We start from the raw sequence: 17096 nt of genomic DNA on the forward strand, positions 1-17096 counted from the left end.
AGGTCAGGCGCTCGGTCGCCGACCTAGACCGACGAAACCACGTCAGCTGAGTGCGTCAGCCGCCGCTTTACGCGCTGCCACCGGATCACCGGTTGCCAGTACCGCCGCCGCAGCCGCCTCACATTGCGCCATGGTGACGGACCCGACCTTCGCTCCCACGCCGGCAACCGACGCCGCAGCGCACGACAGCGAGGAAACGCCGAGACCGGCAAGTACGCAGGCCAACAGCGGATCGGCGGCCGCCTCGCCGCAGACCCCGACGCGCTTACCTGCCGCCTGACCGGCCTGGGCCGTACGTGCGACAAGGGCGAGCACCGCGGGCTGCCACGGATCGGTCAGGTCGGCGAGTTCGGAGGACATCCGATCAGCGGCCATCGTGTACTGAGCAAGGTCATTGGTACCGATCGAGAGGAATTCGACGTGTTCGAGAATCTGGTCGGCCAACAGCGCTGCCGCCGGGATCTCCACCATCACACCGGGAACAAGATCGCGTGCCCGCACGGCATCGGCAAAACGTTTCGCCTCGGCCGGGGTGGCGATCATCGGTGCCATGACCCACGGCGACGAGTTGGTCGACGCCGCCGCTGCGGCGATCGCGTCGAGCTGGCGGTCGAGAATTCCCATGTCCTGCCAGGCGATTCGGACCCCACGAACGCCGAGCGCCGGATTCGCTTCCTCTTGATGGTTGGCGAATTTGAGCGGCTTGTCCGAACCCGCGTCCAACGTGCGAATGATGACCTTCTTTCCTGCGAAGGCCTCGAGAACCTCGGCGTAGATCGCCGCCTGCTCGTCTACGGTCGGTTCGGTCTCACGGCCGAGGAAGCAGAGCTCGGTCCGGAAGAGCCCGATGCCCCCCGCAGCAGTCGACGCCGCGGCGCGAGCGCCCGCGCCGTCTTGAACGTTGGCGAGAACGTCGACCGGCCGTCCGTCCGCCGTCTGGCCCGGTCCGGTCCATGTGCTGACGCGTTCGCGATCGATCCGAGATTGTTCGACCAGTTCGCGCGCCTGCTCGGGATCCGGCTCCGCGATCACGTCGCCGGTGGTTCCGTCGATCAGAATCGGCGTTCCTGCCGAAATGGACTCCAATTCCTTCGCGGCAACGATGCACGGGATGCCCAACTGCCGCGCGATGATTGCCGTGTGGCTGGTCGGGCCGCCGTAGATGGTCACGAGCCCGATGATCTTGGTTGCATCGAGGCCCGCGGTGTCTGCAGGAGCAAGATCGTCCGCGCACAGCACCGATGGTGTCTCGGGCATCGGAACTCCTGGTTCGGGTAATCCGGAGAGTTCGGCGATCACGCGGTCGCGGATGTCCTCGAGGTCCGTGACGCGCTCGGCCATCACACCGCCGACTTTGGTGAACAGCACAACGAACTGCTCCGTCGCCGCGATCGCAGCCTGCACCGGGGGCACTCCGCCGGCGATCGATTTTTTGGCCGCCCCGATCCAGCCACGATCGGCTGCCATCGCCGCGTTGGCCTGCAAGACCTCGGCAGCCGCGCCTGTAGCTTCGGCCGCCCGTCCGAGGAGGCGGTTCTCGACAACCTTCGCCGCTGCGACGAAGGTGTCGGCGGCGGCCTCTCGATCGGCCTCGTCGAGGGCCGGCGCATCGGTGACGAGTTCTGGTCGGCTGGACGGCCAGATAGCCGGGCCGTAGGCAATTCCGGGCACGACGGGAGTGCCGTGCACGGTGATGCGATTGAGCTGTTCGGTCATCTGTCCTCCTTGAGCGATGGGCCCGGTGTCACACCGGAGCACCTCGAGCGCGTTGAGCCCACACCTTCGTTGTGACGAAGATTACTCCCAAGTCTTGACATGTCAACACACTCGGGCGTAAAACAACATAAAGCAACATTCACTGTGACCCACAACGCACCGTCGGATCACATTTCGGAATCGGAGAGCACGTGTACGCGGAAGAACGCCAACAAGCGATCGGCACCATGGTGTCGCAGCGCGGACGCATGTCCGTGGCGGCTCTGTCGGAGACCTTCGGTGTGACCACCGAGACCGTGCGTCGCGATCTGGCATTCCTCGAGCGGATCGGACAGATCAGGCGTGTACACGGCGGCGCCGTTCCGACCGGATCCCTCCACGTGACCGAACCGGGCATGGCGGAACGCGATCAGACCCGGGCGCAACAGAAGGACCGGATCGCCCGCTGCGCGGTCACCTATCTCCCTCCTACCGGCGGCAGCGTGATCTTCGACGCGGGCACCACCACAGGCCGCATGATCCCCGAACTACCGACCGAGAACGACTTCACAGCAGTCACCAATTCCGTCCCGATCGGCGCACGACTGGCATCGATGAACTCGATTTCCCTGATCCTGCTCGGAGGACGAGTACGCGGGGTGACGCAAGCCGCGGTCGGCGAGGACGCCCTACGCCTGCTGAGCACGTTGCGGGTCGACGTCGCTTTCGTCGGAACCAACGCGATCAGCGTCGGGCACGGACTCTCCACACCGGACAGTGAGGAGGCTGCAGTCAAACGAGCGATGGTCAAAGCTGCCAATCACGTTGTCGTGGTGGCGGATTCCACCAAAGTCGGCCGCGAGCACTTGATCAGCTTCGCCCCCCTCGACAGCATCGACGTCCTCATCACCGACGAAGAGATCAGTCCCACAGACACATCCGAGTTCCACGACCACGGAATCGAGGTGGTGATCGCATGATCGTCACACTGACAGCCAACCCGAGTATCGATCGGACCGTGCAGCTCGAGCAACGGCTCGAACGAGGCTCCGTGCTACGCGCCCACTCCACTCGCAGCGACCCCGGCGGCAAGGGGGTCAACGTCGCGCGTGTTCTCGCCGCAGCCGACCTCGACGTCCTCGCGGTCCTACCGGGGAACGGCGGCGACCCCCTACTCTCGGCGCTCGCCGCCGGTGGAATTCCCCACATCGGCGTCGCCACGACGGGTCTGGCTCGCACCAACATCACCATCGCGGAACCGGACGGGACCACGACGAAGATCAACGAGCCCGGCGCGACACTGTCGGGTTCGACGCTCGACGCCTTGGCGCAGGAATTGATCGCCCGCGCCGATACCGCCCTGTGGTTCGCGCTGTCCGGCTCACTGCCCTCCGGCGTTCCTCTCGGGTGGTACGGCGAACTTGTCGCGGCGCTGCGCGATCACCCGTGCAAGGTAGCGGTCGACACCTCGGACGCCCCGCTGACGGCACTCGCCGAAGGCTTCCCCGACTCGGCACCTGACCTGCTCAAACCCAACGGCGAGGAACTCGCGCAACTGACCGGCGTCGACGGCCACGTCCTCGAACGTGCCGCCGAGAACGGTGATCGCGGGCCTGCAATCACGGCGGCACAGCGATTGGTCGATCGCGGCGTCGGCAGTGTGCTCGCCACGCTCGGCGCAGCAGGTGCTGTCCTCGTCACGGCCGACGGCGCGTGGATCGCCACCGCTCCCCCGATTGTCGCAGTCAGTACCGTCGGCGCAGGCGATTCGTCGCTGGCCGGCTACATCCTCGCCGAAGCGGGAGGCGGCTCGGAATCCGAGCGGCTACGTCACGCGGTCGCCTACGGAAGCGCCGCTGCCTCCCTTCCCGGCACAACCCTTCCCACGCCCGAACAGATCGATCTGGCAGCGGTTTCGGTATCTGCAGCAGATGCCGCCTCTCCCATCCCCGTCCCCACCGAACTCGCCTGACGCCCTAAGGAACCTGACATGTCCGATACCACCGCAGCCGGCAGTTCCGGCCCGGAGATCATCAGTCCCGAACTGATCTCACTCGACACCGACCTGGGTACGACCAAGGAAGATGTCATTCGTTCTCTCGCAGCGCGATTGACTGCTGCGGGTCGGGCAAGCGACGCCGCAGGACTGGTCGATGCAGCACTCGCTCGCGAAGCGCAGTCCGCGACCGGGTTGCCCGGCGGAATCGCAATTCCCCACTGCCGCGCCGAGGCCGTCTCGTCTGCATCCCTGGGGTTTGCTCGACTCGATCCGAAGGTCGACTTCGGTGCACCCGACGGCCCCGCCGATCTCGTGTTCCTGATCGCGGCACCCGAGGGCGCCGGAGCCGAGCACATGAAGCTGCTCTCCTCCTTGGCCCGAGCACTCGTCAGGCCCGCGTTCGTCACGTCACTTCGTGAAGCGTCGACGCCGGACGAGATCGTGCGCTTGGTCGACGAGGTCCTCAATCCTGCACCGAAGGATCCCACAGCCAAGGATTCTGCAGCCAAGGATTCTGCAGGGACGGCCGCGGCAGTGACACCCCCGGAACCTGTTTCCACCGGGAAACACGCCACCGACGAGACCCCGGCACCAGCGCCCGCGGAGCGTCACATCGTCGCGGTCACCGCGTGCCCGACCGGAATCGCTCACACCTACATGGCGGCGGACTCACTCGTCGCTGCGGGTGAACGCGCCGGCGTCAAGGTTCACGTCGAAACTCAGGGCTCGAGCGGAAGCACCCCGCTGGACCCGTCGGTCATCGCCGGAGCCGCCGCGGTCATCTTCGCCACCGATGTCGGAGTGAAGGGCCGCGAACGATTCGCCGGTAAACCCGTCGTCGCTTCCGGTGTGAAGCGGGCGATCAACGAACCGGACAAGATGCTCTCAGAAGCGTTGCGCGCTTCCGAGAATCCCGCCGCCGCCACCGTGGACGGCACTGCCGCCGCGGCCGCGGATTCCGATGCCGGTTCCGTAGGGTTCGGCACCCACCTCCGTCAGGTCCTCCTGACCGGCGTCAGCTACATGATCCCGTTCGTCGCGGCCGGCGGTCTGCTGATCGCCCTCGGCTTCCTGCTCGGCGGATACGAGATCTCCGGTCCGGCCAAGGACATTGTTCTCGACAACTCGATCACCAACCTTCCCGAAGGTGGTCTGGCCACCTATCTCGGCGCAGTGCTGTTCCAGATCGGTTCGTTGGCATTCAGCTTCCTGGTGCCCGCGTTGGCCGGCTACATCGCCTTCGCCATCGCCGACCGGCCTGGCATCGCTCCCGGCTTCACAGCCGGCGCGGTCGCCGTGTTCGTCGGTGCCGGATTCATCGGCGGCCTGGTCGGCGGTCTCATCGCCGGTGTCGTCGCGCTCTACATCGGCCGGATCGCCGTCCCGCAATGGCTGCGAGGTCTGATGCCGGTGGTGATCATCCCGCTGTTCGCGACGCTGGTCGTCGGAGCACTGATGTTCATCGTCCTCGGTCGTCCGCTCGCCGCGATCACCTCCGGTCTCACCGACTGGCTCAACGGATTGTCCGGCAGCTCGGCCATCTTCCTCGGCATCATTCTCGGCCTCATGATGTGCTTCGACCTCGGCGGGCCCGTCAACAAGGCGGCTTACGCCTTTGCTGTAGCCGGACTCAACGTCAACGACCCGGCCACCTTGCGCATCATGGCGGCAGTCATGGCCGCGGGTATGGTTCCGCCGCTTGCCATGGCACTTGCCTCGACGGTGTTGCGTCCCAAGCTCTTCAGCGAAGCCGAACGTGAGAACGGTAAAGCTGCCTGGTTGCTGGGTTCGGCATTCATCTCCGAGGGTGCAATTCCGTTCGCCGCTGCCGACCCGCTTCGAGTCATCCCCTCGATGATGGCGGGCGGCGCGGTCACCGGCGCACTGATCATGGCTTTCGACGTCACTCTCAGCGCCCCACACGGCGGGATCTTCGTCTTCTTCGCAGTCGGAGGCATCGGCTGGTTCCTCGTCTCACTGGCGGCGGGAACCGTGGTAGCTGCGCTCGCCGTCGTCGGAGCCAAGGAGTTCTTCCGCAAGGGTCCCTCCGATGCCGAACTCGACCCCGAAATCGTGCCCGCTGCGGCATGATCGACAGCAGGCAACACTGCAATCACCACCGAAGTCACCAGATCTGCCCGAACACCCCACAACGTCCGCAACGACAGTTCTACAACGAGGAGATCCCATGCCCAGCAAGACAGTTGCCGTCGGTTCCGCAGTCGGCCTTCACGCCCGTCCCGCCGCCCTCATCGCCGAAGCAGTCGGAGCCTCCGGTGCCACGGTCACCCTCGCAGTCGCCGACGGCGAACCGGTGGATGCCGGCTCGGCCCTGATGATCATGACGCTCGGCGCCGCCAAGGACACCGAAGTCACCATCGAATCCGACGACGCCGACGCACTCGCCAAGGTCGCCGAACTGGTGGCCGCTGATCTCGACGCTTGATCCGATTTCGGCCGGTGCTGTTTAGTGGGCCGGACACTTTCACGGAGTGAGTGCGAGTGTCCGGCCCAGCCAGTCCATTTCGAGTTCCAGCGCAGTGCCCCATACATCACCCGAGTGCCCACCGGGAAGGGTGTAGTAGTCCACGTTCATGTCGGCGGCACGCGCAGCCTCGAACATGACCTCCTGCTGCGGACGGTAGATGTCATCGTCCTCACCCGCGACGAACACACCCGACAACTGCGGATACCGATTCTGCGCCATCAGGTCTCGGGCATTGACCGCGTCGAACGCGTCCTCGTCACCGTTGAACATGGCCGCCACGGTGTCCTCGTGATCACCGGTCGACGGTTCGTCCTGGCCGGAGAAGTCCAGGAATGACGGGTAGCGATCCGGGAAGTTCACGGCCATTTCGATCGCGCAGGTTCCGCCGTACGAAAACCCGCCGATGGCCCATTGCGCAGCGTCCGGGTTCACTTGAAGGTTCGATTCGATCCAGTTCGGGACGTCCTGGTCCAGATACGTCGCGACGTTGCCGAGCGCAGAATCCATGCAGCCTGGGTTGGCGTCGTAGTCCCCCAACGCGTCGGGCACTACCACTACGGGAGCAAGCCCGGAATGCCTCGACGCGTAGGCGTCGACGGTGGTCGCGAGCCGGCCGCTGTCCAGCCAGTCGCTGGGGCTGCCGGGCTCACCCGCCACCAGCACCAGGACGGGCAACTCCGCACGCGGATCGGCAAGGTAGGCAGGCGGGAGGTACAACGTCGCAGGCCTCGCGTCGAATCCCGAGATGTTGCCGGGAATCGCCGCTTCCGTGACGACGCCGTTGCTCGGCATCCGAACCGGTACCTGCCAATGGGTTTCCGTGGGAAGTCCCCGCTGTAACGCGGGCTCGGCCCCGGGGAGCGAATCGAAGGCGACGTGCTCGACCGCGCGGACCGGCCAGTGCCCGACCAGTGAACCGAGTGTGGGATAGGTGCCGGTCTGGGCATTGACCTGACCTACCGCGACGATCGTGGCCAGCGCGGCGAATGCCGTCACCGAAAGGCCGCGGGCAAGTCCTGGGCGCCGACGGAGAACAAGCGCCGCGCCGACGACTCCGAACATCGCCAGCGCTATCCAGACGAAACTCGACACGGGTAGCTGCGCGGGCAACGGTCGATAACTGAGCCACACGAACATCGCGCCGCCGACGGACCCGACCACTGACAGGCCCAGCGCGACAAGCACGGCCCGACGCGACAACCACCGAAGCAAAAGCAGCGTGCCGACACCGACGAGGACGGAACCCACGAGCAGCGCTGCGATGACGTGTCCGTGCTCGAGTGACATACGCGAGAGCCGCGTCAGGAGTTGATGCCCGTGCATTCGTTCCAGTATCCACATCTACCGGCAGTCTGCGAATTCGCGGAGTTGAGGCGAATCAGCGGCGTCGTCGAGATCTCACGAGCGCCACACCGCCTATCGCGCATCCTGCCGCGGCTAATCCGGCCCACGCGAATGTCCACGGATCGACGCCGACGCCGACCGAATCGCCTGACGAGTCAGCCGTCGATTCGGTCGCTTCCACGAGCGCGCGCATCACGTAAACCGGCGGCAAAGCTCCACCCGCAGATTCCGATCCGATCAGAACATCGCCCGCGTCGTTGAACGCCACGGCCTCGCCCTGCGGCTCCGTCGGGAGGGGGATCCGCAGCGGTTCGGTATCGGTGAGCGTCGCGCCGATTCCGCCGTCCACGACTTCGTACAGGTACAGATCGGAGTAGCTCCGGAGCGCGATCGCCGAACCGTCCGACGACACCGCTCCCCCGGTGAACATCACCGACACTGGCTTCTCCGGTCCGACAGACACGGCTCCGACGCGCTCGAGCGGCGTCGGGCCTGGCTGTGCCAAGTCACTCAGCTTCTGACCCCCGACCGGTGTGTAGAGACTGCTGGCGCCGAACAATTCCTTGGTCACGACAAAGACGTGGCCATCGGGGTCGAGGAGAATCGATTCGGTGTCGTGCGCTCCGTCCGGGTATGTGAGGCGGTGCAACGTACCGTCACCGGAATCGAGGTCCATCGTGATGAACGCCACCGTTTCGCGGGTTCGGAGGTTGTCACCGGTGTCCGACAGAACGAGCGTTCGACCACTCACCGCAAGATCTTCGACGTCGTAGGGATCAATCGGGACCGGAATCTGTTTCTGGACAACACAGTTCAGGTCCATTTCGAATACGAAGTCGTCACTGCCGCCGTCGCCCATCGCGTAGATCCGATCGTCGACGACGACCATCCCCGACAATTCCTGGAGCGCAGGATCCGTAGGTGTACACAGTGGGGCGAACTCGCTCGGTTCGAACGACGATGCCTGTGCGGGTGCTCCGGGAAGCAATACGGTTGCCGTAGTCGCGGCAATCACCGCGATCACGGCCCCGAAACTACGCACTAGGTGCGTACTCGACCAATGCCGAGGCCAACATCTGTGGCACACGTGCGTGCACCCGCGTTCCGGCCTCTTCGTGAGTCGATTCCAGGATCGTTCCGTCCGAGTGGATTCGAGCCATCAAGTCACCCCGCGTGTACGGCACCAGCACGTCGACCTCGACCTCCGGTCGAACCAGCACCTCACTGAGATGTGCTCGCAGTTCAGCGATTCCCTCGCCTGTCCGCGCCGAGACGAACACGGCGCCAGGCAACAGACCACGTAGTTGCGTCAAGGTAACCGGATCTGCCGCGTCGATCTTGTTGACCACGATCAACTCCGGCGGAGCCTTCGAATCCGTCTCGCGCAGAACATCGGTGACGACTTCCCGCACAGCCTTGATCTGTTCTGTCGGCAACGGATCCGAACCGTCGACGACGTGCAGAAGCAGATCCGCGTCGGTTACTTCCTCGAGAGTCGAGCGGAATGCCTCGACCAACTGAGTCGGCAGGTGTCGCACGAAGCCGACCGTATCGGTGAGTACGTACTCGCGGCCGTCGTCGAGTGCTGCGCGGCGCGTCGTCGGGTCCAAGGTGGCGAACAACGCGTTCTCCACGAGCACACCGGATCCGGTGAGCGAATTGAGCAGACTCGATTTGCCCGCGTTGGTGTATCCGACGATGGCAATCGACGGAATGTCGCTCTGCAGTCGACGTGTGCGCTTGGTGTCGCGAGCGGCCTTCATGCCCTTGATCTCGCGGCGTAGTTTTGCCATGCGCTCACGAATACGGCGACGGTCCGTCTCGATCTTCGTTTCACCGGGACCACGCAGACCCACACCGCCGTTGCTACCGGCACGGCCACCGGCCTGGCGCGACATCGACTCGCCCCAACCACGCAGACGCGGGAGCATGTACTCCATCTGAGCAAAAGCCACCTGGGCTTTACCCTCACGGGAAGTCGCGTGCTGAGCAAAGATGTCGAGAATCAGAGCCGTCCGGTCGATGACCTTGACCTTGACGATCTTCTCCAGCGCCGTGAGCTGCGCCGGCGTCAGCTCGCCGTCGCAGACGACGGTGTCGGCACCGGTCGCCAGGACAACTTCGCGCAGTTCCTGCGCCTTGCCGGAACCGATGTAGGTGGCAGCGTCAGGTTTGTCGCGGCGCTGAACCAGTCCTTCGAGAACCTCCGAGCCGGCCGTCTCGGCAAGTGCGGCCAGCTCGGTCATGCTCGCCTCGGCCTGCTCGGCGGTTCCCTGCGTCCAGACGCCGACCAGGACAACTCTTTCGAGTCGAAGCTGGCGGTACTCGACTTCGGTGACGTCCTCGAGCTCGGTCGACAGACCGGCCACGCGGCGCAGGGCGCCGCGATCTGCGAGTTGCATCTCACCGGTCGACGGGTTGCCCGATGCAGAATCTGCCGTGTATTCGGCTTGCGCGTACTCGGACTGCTCGTGAGCGGTGGACTCTTCGTTTTCATGTGTGTTCGTCATACAAGATCCATGGTCCCACGAAACCTGGGCACGGTGCATCCGTATTTCCTGCAGGCGTATTTCCCGCGGGCGATGTCACACGAGCGATTGCCACCAGGCGTCGCTGATCGTCCCGTTCGCCACCAGAACCGAGGGTCCCCGCAAAGACCCTTCACCGCCTTCGACGGTGACCTGCACTTCGCCGCCGAGCACGCGCACCAGCACCGAACCTTCGTCGCGGCCGTCGTACTTCAGCGCCGCGGCCGCAGCTGCGACCGTTCCGGTTCCGCAGGAACGAGTCTCGCCCACACCACGCTCGTGTACGCGCATGTGGACCCCGCCGTCGTGGATCGGCGTCACGATCTCGATATTGACCCCGTGCGGGAAGAACCCGGGATCGAAGCCCGGAGAAACACTCAGATCGAGCGCACTCAACACTTCTGCCGTCACGTGCTCGTCGACGCATGCCAAATGCGGATTACCGACGTCGATGCCGACGCCGGCGAAGACGCGGCCGTCGATTGTTGCCGAACTGGTGCCGAGTTCTTTGATCCGGCCCATCGCCACGGTCACGTCACCGTGCGTCGCGTCGTAGCCGTGCACCACGACCGGACGCGCTCCGGCGCGGCTGCCGACCACGAACTCGTCCTTGCTCTCCAAGCCAGACGCCTTGAGGTAATGGGCAAATACCCGAACGCCGTTTCCGCACATCTCCGCGATAGAGCCGTCGCTGTTGCGGTAGTCCATGAACCAGTCTTCTGCAGCGACGCCGTCGGGAAGTGCGGTGAGCACGCCGGCGTCCGCAAGTGCGCCTGCGCGAGCGACACGAAGGATGCCGTCGGCGCCGAGACCACGCTGGCGATCACACAACGCTGACACTCGTGCCGGCTCGAGATCGATCCGTACGTCGAGGTCAGGGAGAACAACGAAGTCGTTCTGCGTTCCGTGGCCCTTACTGAAATCCATGGTCGCCATCCTATCCGGACCTACCGACCGATTTACGCAGGTGACGCGGTGACCACCACGTTCTGTTCGTACGTGAATCCGGACGGCAACGAGGGGTCGGGGACGGTTGCGCCCCCGCAGGTCACGAGGACCAGCCTGGGCGCACCGGATTCGGAGAAGAACTCCGCAGGCAAAGCCACCTTTTCGTACAGCTTCAGGCTCGCTGCGTGATAGATGAACATCGTTCCGGCATCGTCGCTCACGTAGATCGGTGTTCCGGGCTTCATCTGGTGCAGCGCCCACAAGGCGCCGTGCGTGCGATCACCGTCGTCGACGTGGCCGGCAACAAGATTGGTGCCCTCCGAAGATCCGAACTGCACACCGTTGGTGAAATGCGAAACCTTGTCAGGATGCGGAAGGATCATTCCGCGGTTGGCGCCGAACCCACTGGTCACGATCTCGGCTTGCACATCCAGATCGGGAATCGCAAGCGTGTTCGGCGGCAGGTCCGTCGGCGCGGGCGCCCACGTCGCCTCTGGATCGGTTGGGGCTCCCACGTCGAATGGCGCTTCGGGAACGGGTGCGCTGACGGGCTTCCCGGCGGCACTCACCGCAAAATAGATCAGCACGCCGCCTACCGCGAGAAATGTGACGAGCAGCAGGAGAAGCGGCAGCCGACTCGCGCGTCGGCCTTTCGGTCGCGCGTGTGTCCCGCTCTGCGCCATGTTCGATGTCCTCCAGTCCGCCGATCGCGAAACGGATGGATCGCGAAAGAGCTAACTGTAAGATAGCTGATCGGCTCGATCGTGTTACAGACCGCGATCTGCAAGTGCAGAGAAGGCCGAGCGAGCCAGCTTCGGATCGGCACCGTCGAGCCAGTGCACGCGGGCGTCGCGACGGAACCATGATCGTTGGCGTCGAACGTAGCGCCGTGTCCCGATGAACGTCCGTTCGAGTGCTTCGGCCAGATCGTATTCACCGTCGAAATGTGCGAGCACCTGTGCGTAGCCGATGGCTCGCGGCGCTGTGACGCCCTCACGCAATCCTTGCTCGACCAGCACGGCAACTTCGTCGACAAGCCCGCCCGAAAACATCAACTCGGTTCGCAACCGAATCCGTCTGTCGAGTTCTTCCGTATCCCGATCCACGCCGATGATGCGGGTTCCCCAACGAGGGTCACCGATCTGCGGCGCCGAGGCCGCGAACGGCAGACCTGTCAGCTCGACGACCTCGAGCGCCCGAACCATCCGCCGTCCGTCCGTAGGCAGTATCGACGCCGCCGCTACCGGATCAGCAGCAACAAGCGCCGTATGCACCGCACCGACCCCACCGTCGGCCAGCACTGCTTCCCACTTCGCGCGAACTTCGGGATCCGTTGCCGGAAAAGACCATTCGTCAAGCAACGACTGGACGTACATCATGGATCCGCCGACGATCACCGGAACCTTGCCCGCCGCGATCAGATCCTCGGCGATCGCGATCGCGTCGGTTTGATAACGCGCGACAGTGGCCGTCTCCGTCACGTCGAGAACGTCGAGCAGGTGATGCGGAATCCCACGGCGCTCGGCAGGCGTCAGTTTGGCGGTCCCGATATCCATGCCGCGATAGAGCTGCATCGCGTCGATGTTGATGATCTCTCCGCCGAATTCCTCGGCCAGTGCCAACGCGAGATCGGACTTTCCCGACGCCGTCGGACCGACAACTGCGATCGGGCGAAGCTCTTCAGGGATGTTCACGGCCGCCACGTCCCGACGTGGTAGCCGATGCCGAACGGTGCATCGCTGTAGTCGACCGTCGAGCGAGGATGGTCTGACGGAGACGAGCTCGTAAAAACACCGGCGAGGACCTGCCACGCCGCGCGCCCCTGGGCTCCGACACTCCGGCAGAGCTGCGGATCGAGAGCAAGAAGCCCCTCCGGGTCACCGGTGGTCAGGGCATCGTCGATGGCCGATTGCACGCCCGCGGCGCGCTCGTCGAAGCTTCCGGGCGCCTTTGCCGTCAGCGTGGACGCACCGTCAGCCACGATCAGAAGCCCTTGCGGTCGGTTGTCGCTGTCGAGCTGCTTGCGCAGCTGCTTCCCGAATTCACGACATTCATTCGCCGACGCCTCTGCACTGACGGCGTGCATGTCGACGGTGATCTCCTCGTCTGCTCGGGCACGCAGCCAGCCGGCGACAAGGGCGCACAGTTCGAGAGATGGCACCGGTTCGCCGGTCGCATCCGCGTCCAGGGACGTCCGGACATCGGCGCCGAATCCCGCAAATGTTCCGATCTGCCCATGTCCGACGCCCGATCGCCAGAGTTCGCCCGCTGCCTTCTCGGAGTCGACACCGACGCCCACCCAGTGAACCGCCTCGTGAGAGAGCCGGCGCACGGCGGCTGTCGCTGCAGCACGCACCTGAGCGGACTCGGCCGAATCACCGGACAATTCCGGCACGAGTAACGGCGCCGAGGGGACGAGAACAGCGGAAGTCAACACAGCTGCCACGCTAGTCGACCCCGAGGTGGCGACCTCACACCCTCTTACCTGATTCAATAGTCGGAGAACGTGAGTACCGGGTTCAATGGAACCAGGAATGCGATCAGGCAGCCGTGACGCGCGGCAGAGACGAGGACCGATGACCGAGAACAGTGAACCCACCACCGGCGCCGACAGCAGTTCGGCCAGCCCGAGCCCGGCAGCACCCAAACCCGGCGCGCCCAAACCTGGTGGACCACGCCCCGGTGCACCCCGCCCCGGCCCAGCAGCCTCGCATGCCGTCACCGCCGCACCGGCCAGCGACCCGAGCAAGTACGGACGCGTCGAGGAAGACGGGACCGCCTGGGTGAAGACCGCTGACGGTGAACGTCAGATCGGATCGTGGCAGGCCGGGGATGCCGCCGAGGGTCTCGCCCATTTCGGCCGTCGCTACGACGACCTCGCGACCGAGGTCTCGCTACTCGAGGCGCGACTGACGTCGGGCGCCGGAGACGCCAAGAAGACCAAGGCTGCCGCCATCGCTCTGTCCGAATCCCTCTCCACCGCTGCCGTGATCGGTGACCTCGATGCTTTGGCCCGACGACTCGACGTGATCGTCGCCGGGTCCGACGAGGCCGCAGCGCACGCGAAGGAAGAGAAGGAACAGTCTCGCGCGGCCAGCACCGCCCGCAAGGAGGCCCTCGCTGTCGAGGCCGAACAGATCGGCTCGGAGTCGACCCAGTGGAAGACCGCGGGTGATCGACTGCGCGAGATTCTCGACGAGTGGAAGACGATTCGCGGAATCGACCGCAAGGTCGACGACGCACTCTGGAAGCGGTATTCCAAGGCTCGCGAGTCCTTCAACCGACGACGTGGAGCCCACTTCGCCGAACTCGACCGAGATCGTGCGAGCGCCCGTTCGACGAAGGAAGAACTGGTCGAGCGCGCCGAGAAGCTGTCGACCTCCACTGAATGGGGGCAGACCGCTGGAGAATTCCGCGATCTGCTCAGCGAGTGGAAGGCTGCCGGCCGCGCACCGCGCGAGGCCGACGACAACCTGTGGAAGCGCTTCAAGGGCGCGCAGGATGTGTTCTTCGCCGCGCGCAACGCTGCTGCATCCGAGCGCGATGCCGAATTCGAGCAGAACGCGGTTGCAAAGGAAGAGCTGCTCGCTGCCAACGCGAACATCGATCCGGCGCACGGACTCGAGAATGCTCGTGCAGCGCTGCGCGACCTGCAGGAGAAGTGGGACGCGATCGGCAAGGTGCCGCGCGACCGAATGCAGGAACTCGAAGCGAAGCTCCGGGCCATCGAAACCAAGGTGCGCGATGCTGTCGACGCCGAGTGGCGTCGTACCGATCCGGAGGCACTTGCCCGAGTCGCGCAGTTCAAGGAGCGGGTGAGCCAGTTCGAGGAGCAGGCCGCCAAGGCTCAGGCTGCCGGCAAGACGAAGGACGCCGAGAAGGCTCTCGCTCAGGCAAAGCAGTGGCGTGAGTGGGCCGACGCTGCCGAAAGCGCCGTCAACGAGTAATCGACGACGAGCTGCCAAGACAACAAAACGCCGGCTGACTCCGAAAGGAGTCAGCCGGCGTTGTCTTGCGCTTTGTACAGACGGCCTGCTGTGTCAGCCGACGTTCCATTCCTGATGTTTTTCGGCTTCAGCCGCAGCGATCCGGCGTTGTTCCTCCGCAGCGAGCTGAATGTTGGTTCGTGTCCAGACCACCTTGAGCCAATGGAACGTCAAGAACACGACGGCGAACCACCCGATGATCAGCCCGATCGACGGTCCGGCCACGTTGAAACCGGCGGGAATGGTCTGACGCGACCAGACGGCCATCATTCCCAGAGCACTCGCCACGGCGCTGCCGGCCAGCGCGACCCACGCCAGACTCCAGCGACGCGTCACGAGTGCCAGCATCGAGAATCCGATGCCGAAGACGACGACGAACCACACGAACAAGCGTGAGAACAGTGCAATCCGTTCGCTTTCCGCATCCTGGTTGTACGCGAGCACATCCCAGCCGTTCGCAACTCCCGCATGGGGCAGCGCAAGCGTCCCGACCAGCACGAGCACCGCAACTGCGACGACCATGGCGCGCGCACCTGGATCGATTTCTCCCGCGACCTTGCGTTCCGCGTCGTCGAGATCCTTGCGGTAGCCCTCGAAGGCGTCGTCGCCGGGCTGTGGTGTCGTGTTCTCGTGTTGCGAGGTCATGCGTTGCATCCCATCTGGACGGGTTGTGGGGCCGGGGCACCGATCTTCGGTAGCCCGAGACCTACGCCGATGGGCGGGGTCTTGGGTGTGATGCCCTTGTCGAACGAGTCACCGGCGCGGGTCCGACGGTGCGTGAGCACTCCGTCATCTGCCACGAGGTGATGAGGGGCTCCGTGGGTGACGACGACCGTCACCACGTCACCGGGTCGGATTGTGCCGTCGAGGTTTCCCTCGGGGCGGAAATGCACCAGGCGGCCGTCTCGCGCGCGACCACTGAGACGGTGAGTCGCTGCGTTCTTCCGACCCTCCCCCGCTGCCACCAAGAGTTCGACCTCGGTGCCGACGAGTTTGCGATTTTCCTCGATGTTCACTTCTTCCTGAACCGCCAGCAATCGCATGTAGCGTTCCTGGACAACCTCTTTGGGAAGCTGATCGGCCATCTCCGCCGCCGGCGTGCCCGGGCGCTTGGAGTACTGGAAGGTGTAGGCGTTGGAGAATCGCGCCTTACGCACGACGTCCAGCGTCTCCTCGAAATCCTCTTCCGTCTCCCCCGGGAACCCGACGATGATGTCCGTGGTGATGGCGGCGTGCGGCATTGCGGCGCGCACCTTCTCGATGATCCCGAGGTACTTCGACTTGCGGTACGAGCGCTTCATCGCTTTCAGAACCTTGTCCGAACCGGACTGCAACGGCATGTGCAGCTGCGGGCAGACGTTGGCAGTGGTTGCCATCGCTTCGATGACGTCGTCGGTGAACTCTGCCGGGTGCGGCGATGTGAACCTCACCCGTTCGAGGCCGTCGATGTGTCCACATGCCTTCAAGAGCGAGGCGAAGGCTCCGCGATCGCGCGGTTGTTCCGGATCGGCGAACGACACGCCGTAGGCGTTGACGTTCTGCCCGAGCAGGGTCACTTCCGAGACCCCCTCGTCGACGAGTGCCTGCACCTCGGCCAGGATGTCGCCGGGACGTCGATCCACTTCCTTGCCACGCAGGGCCGGAACGATGCAGAACGTGCACGTGTTGTTGCAACCGACCGAGATGGAAACCCAACCCGCGTAAGCAGATTCGCGCTTGGCCGGCAGCGTCGACGGAAAGGCCTCCAGCGCGTCGAGGATTTCGACTTCGGCGCGTTGGTTGTGGCGCGCGCGGTCGAGCAGCGCGGGAAGCGAGCCGATGTTGTGGGTGCCGAAGACGACGTCGACGAACGGCGCCTTCTTGACTACGGTGTCACGATCCTTCTGCGCCAGGCACCCACCGACCGCGATCTGCATGTCGGGGTTCGCCTCCTTGTTCGGGGCGAGCTGGCTGAGGTTGCCGTACAACTTGTTGTCCGCGTTCTCGCGGACCGCACACGTGTTGAAGACGACAAGATCAGGATCGCTTCCGGTCTCCGCCTTCGAATACCCGGCATCCTCGAGCAGACCGGACAGTCGCTCGGAATCGTGGACGTTCATCTGACAGCC

Annotated in this window: 15 protein-coding genes; 5 read left to right on the plus strand and 10 right to left on the minus strand. The window is 64.6% G+C overall.

The window, feature by feature from the left end; translation table 11 throughout:
• Nucleotides 1-42: 42 nt before the first annotated feature.
• Nucleotides 43-1716 carry a putative PEP-binding protein gene (locus I7X09_RS00735; protein WP_124569747.1) on the minus strand — a complete coding sequence of 558 codons (1674 nt, stop codon included), beginning with the start codon at nt 1714-1716 and terminating at the stop codon, nt 43-45.
• Nucleotides 1717-1907: 191 nt separating this feature from the next.
• Between I7X09_RS00735 and I7X09_RS00740 the strand changes: the two genes are divergently transcribed.
• From I7X09_RS00740 to I7X09_RS00755, 4 genes are all read left to right on the plus strand, one after another.
• On the plus strand, nt 1908-2675 hold the full coding sequence (locus tag I7X09_RS00740) for a DeoR/GlpR family DNA-binding transcription regulator (RefSeq protein ID WP_095970559.1): 768 nt from the start codon (nt 1908-1910) through the stop codon (nt 2673-2675).
• The gene (locus tag I7X09_RS00745; RefSeq protein WP_200315088.1) at nt 2672-3667 is read left to right on the plus strand and encodes a 1-phosphofructokinase family hexose kinase; all 996 of its coding nucleotides are present in this window, start codon (nt 2672-2674) and stop codon (nt 3665-3667) included. Before I7X09_RS00740 ends, I7X09_RS00745 begins: the two co-directional genes overlap by 4 nt.
• A gap of 18 nt (nt 3668-3685) precedes the next feature.
• Nucleotides 3686-5785 carry a PTS fructose transporter subunit IIABC gene (locus tag I7X09_RS00750; protein WP_200315090.1) on the plus strand — a complete coding sequence of 700 codons (2100 nt, stop codon included), beginning with the start codon at nt 3686-3688 and terminating at the stop codon, nt 5783-5785.
• A 97-nt stretch (nt 5786-5882) separates the two neighbouring features.
• Complete coding sequence (locus I7X09_RS00755; RefSeq protein ID WP_003942144.1) at nt 5883-6140, plus strand: HPr family phosphocarrier protein; 258 nt, start codon at nt 5883-5885, stop codon at nt 6138-6140.
• A 39-nt stretch (nt 6141-6179) separates the two neighbouring features.
• On the opposite strand, the gene I7X09_RS00760 is transcribed toward I7X09_RS00755, so the two are convergent.
• From I7X09_RS00760 to I7X09_RS00790, 7 genes are all read right to left on the minus strand, one after another.
• Nucleotides 6180-7505 (minus strand): alpha/beta hydrolase, encoded by a 1326-nt coding sequence (locus tag I7X09_RS00760; protein WP_234036760.1) that lies wholly within the window; start codon nt 7503-7505, stop codon nt 6180-6182.
• Nucleotides 7506-7560: 55 nt separating this feature from the next.
• Entirely contained in the window at nt 7561-8550 is a 990-nt protein-coding gene (locus I7X09_RS00765; protein WP_234036761.1) for a hypothetical protein, read from the minus strand.
• Between the two features lie 10 nt (nt 8551-8560).
• On the minus strand, nt 8561-10036 hold the full coding sequence (gene hflX, locus I7X09_RS00770; protein WP_095970564.1) for a GTPase HflX: 1476 nt from the start codon (nt 10034-10036) through the stop codon (nt 8561-8563).
• A gap of 75 nt (nt 10037-10111) precedes the next feature.
• Nucleotides 10112-10981, minus strand: a complete 870-nt coding sequence (gene dapF, locus I7X09_RS00775) for a diaminopimelate epimerase (protein WP_200315094.1) — start codon at nt 10979-10981, stop codon at nt 10112-10114.
• A gap of 32 nt (nt 10982-11013) precedes the next feature.
• Nucleotides 11014-11685 (minus strand): class F sortase, encoded by a 672-nt coding sequence (locus tag I7X09_RS00780; RefSeq protein ID WP_200315096.1) that lies wholly within the window; start codon nt 11683-11685, stop codon nt 11014-11016.
• Nucleotides 11686-11769: 84 nt separating this feature from the next.
• A complete protein-coding gene (gene miaA / locus I7X09_RS00785) occupies nt 11770-12705 on the minus strand; it encodes a tRNA (adenosine(37)-N6)-dimethylallyltransferase MiaA (RefSeq protein ID WP_200315098.1) in 936 nt (311 codons plus the stop codon).
• Entirely contained in the window at nt 12693-13439 is a 747-nt protein-coding gene (locus tag I7X09_RS00790) for a class III extradiol dioxygenase subunit B-like domain-containing protein (RefSeq protein ID WP_200315100.1), read from the minus strand. Before I7X09_RS00790 ends, miaA begins: the two co-directional genes overlap by 13 nt.
• Nucleotides 13440-13578: 139 nt before the next feature.
• Here I7X09_RS00790 and I7X09_RS00795 point away from each other — a divergent pair, with 139 nt between their 5' ends.
• The gene (locus tag I7X09_RS00795) at nt 13579-14949 is read left to right on the plus strand and encodes a DUF349 domain-containing protein (protein ID WP_200315102.1); all 1371 of its coding nucleotides are present in this window, start codon (nt 13579-13581) and stop codon (nt 14947-14949) included.
• A gap of 93 nt (nt 14950-15042) precedes the next feature.
• Here the strand turns inward: I7X09_RS00795 and I7X09_RS00800 are convergent, their stop codons facing one another.
• Both I7X09_RS00800 and miaB read right to left on the minus strand, forming a co-directional pair.
• On the minus strand, nt 15043-15633 hold the full coding sequence (locus I7X09_RS00800) for an Rv2732c family membrane protein (protein ID WP_124569757.1): 591 nt from the start codon (nt 15631-15633) through the stop codon (nt 15043-15045).
• Nucleotides 15630-17087: a tRNA (N6-isopentenyl adenosine(37)-C2)-methylthiotransferase MiaB gene (gene miaB, locus I7X09_RS00805; RefSeq protein WP_234036988.1), complete on the minus strand. Its 1458-nt coding sequence runs from the start codon at nt 17085-17087 to the stop codon at nt 15630-15632. The genes I7X09_RS00800 and miaB overlap by 4 nt, the downstream gene beginning before the upstream one ends.
• Nucleotides 17088-17096 lie beyond the last annotated feature (9 nt).

It is taken from the genome of Rhodococcus sp. P-2 (assembly GCF_016598535.1).
Taxonomy (GTDB): Bacteria; Actinomycetota; Actinomycetes; order Mycobacteriales; family Mycobacteriaceae; genus Rhodococcus_F; species Rhodococcus_F baikonurensis.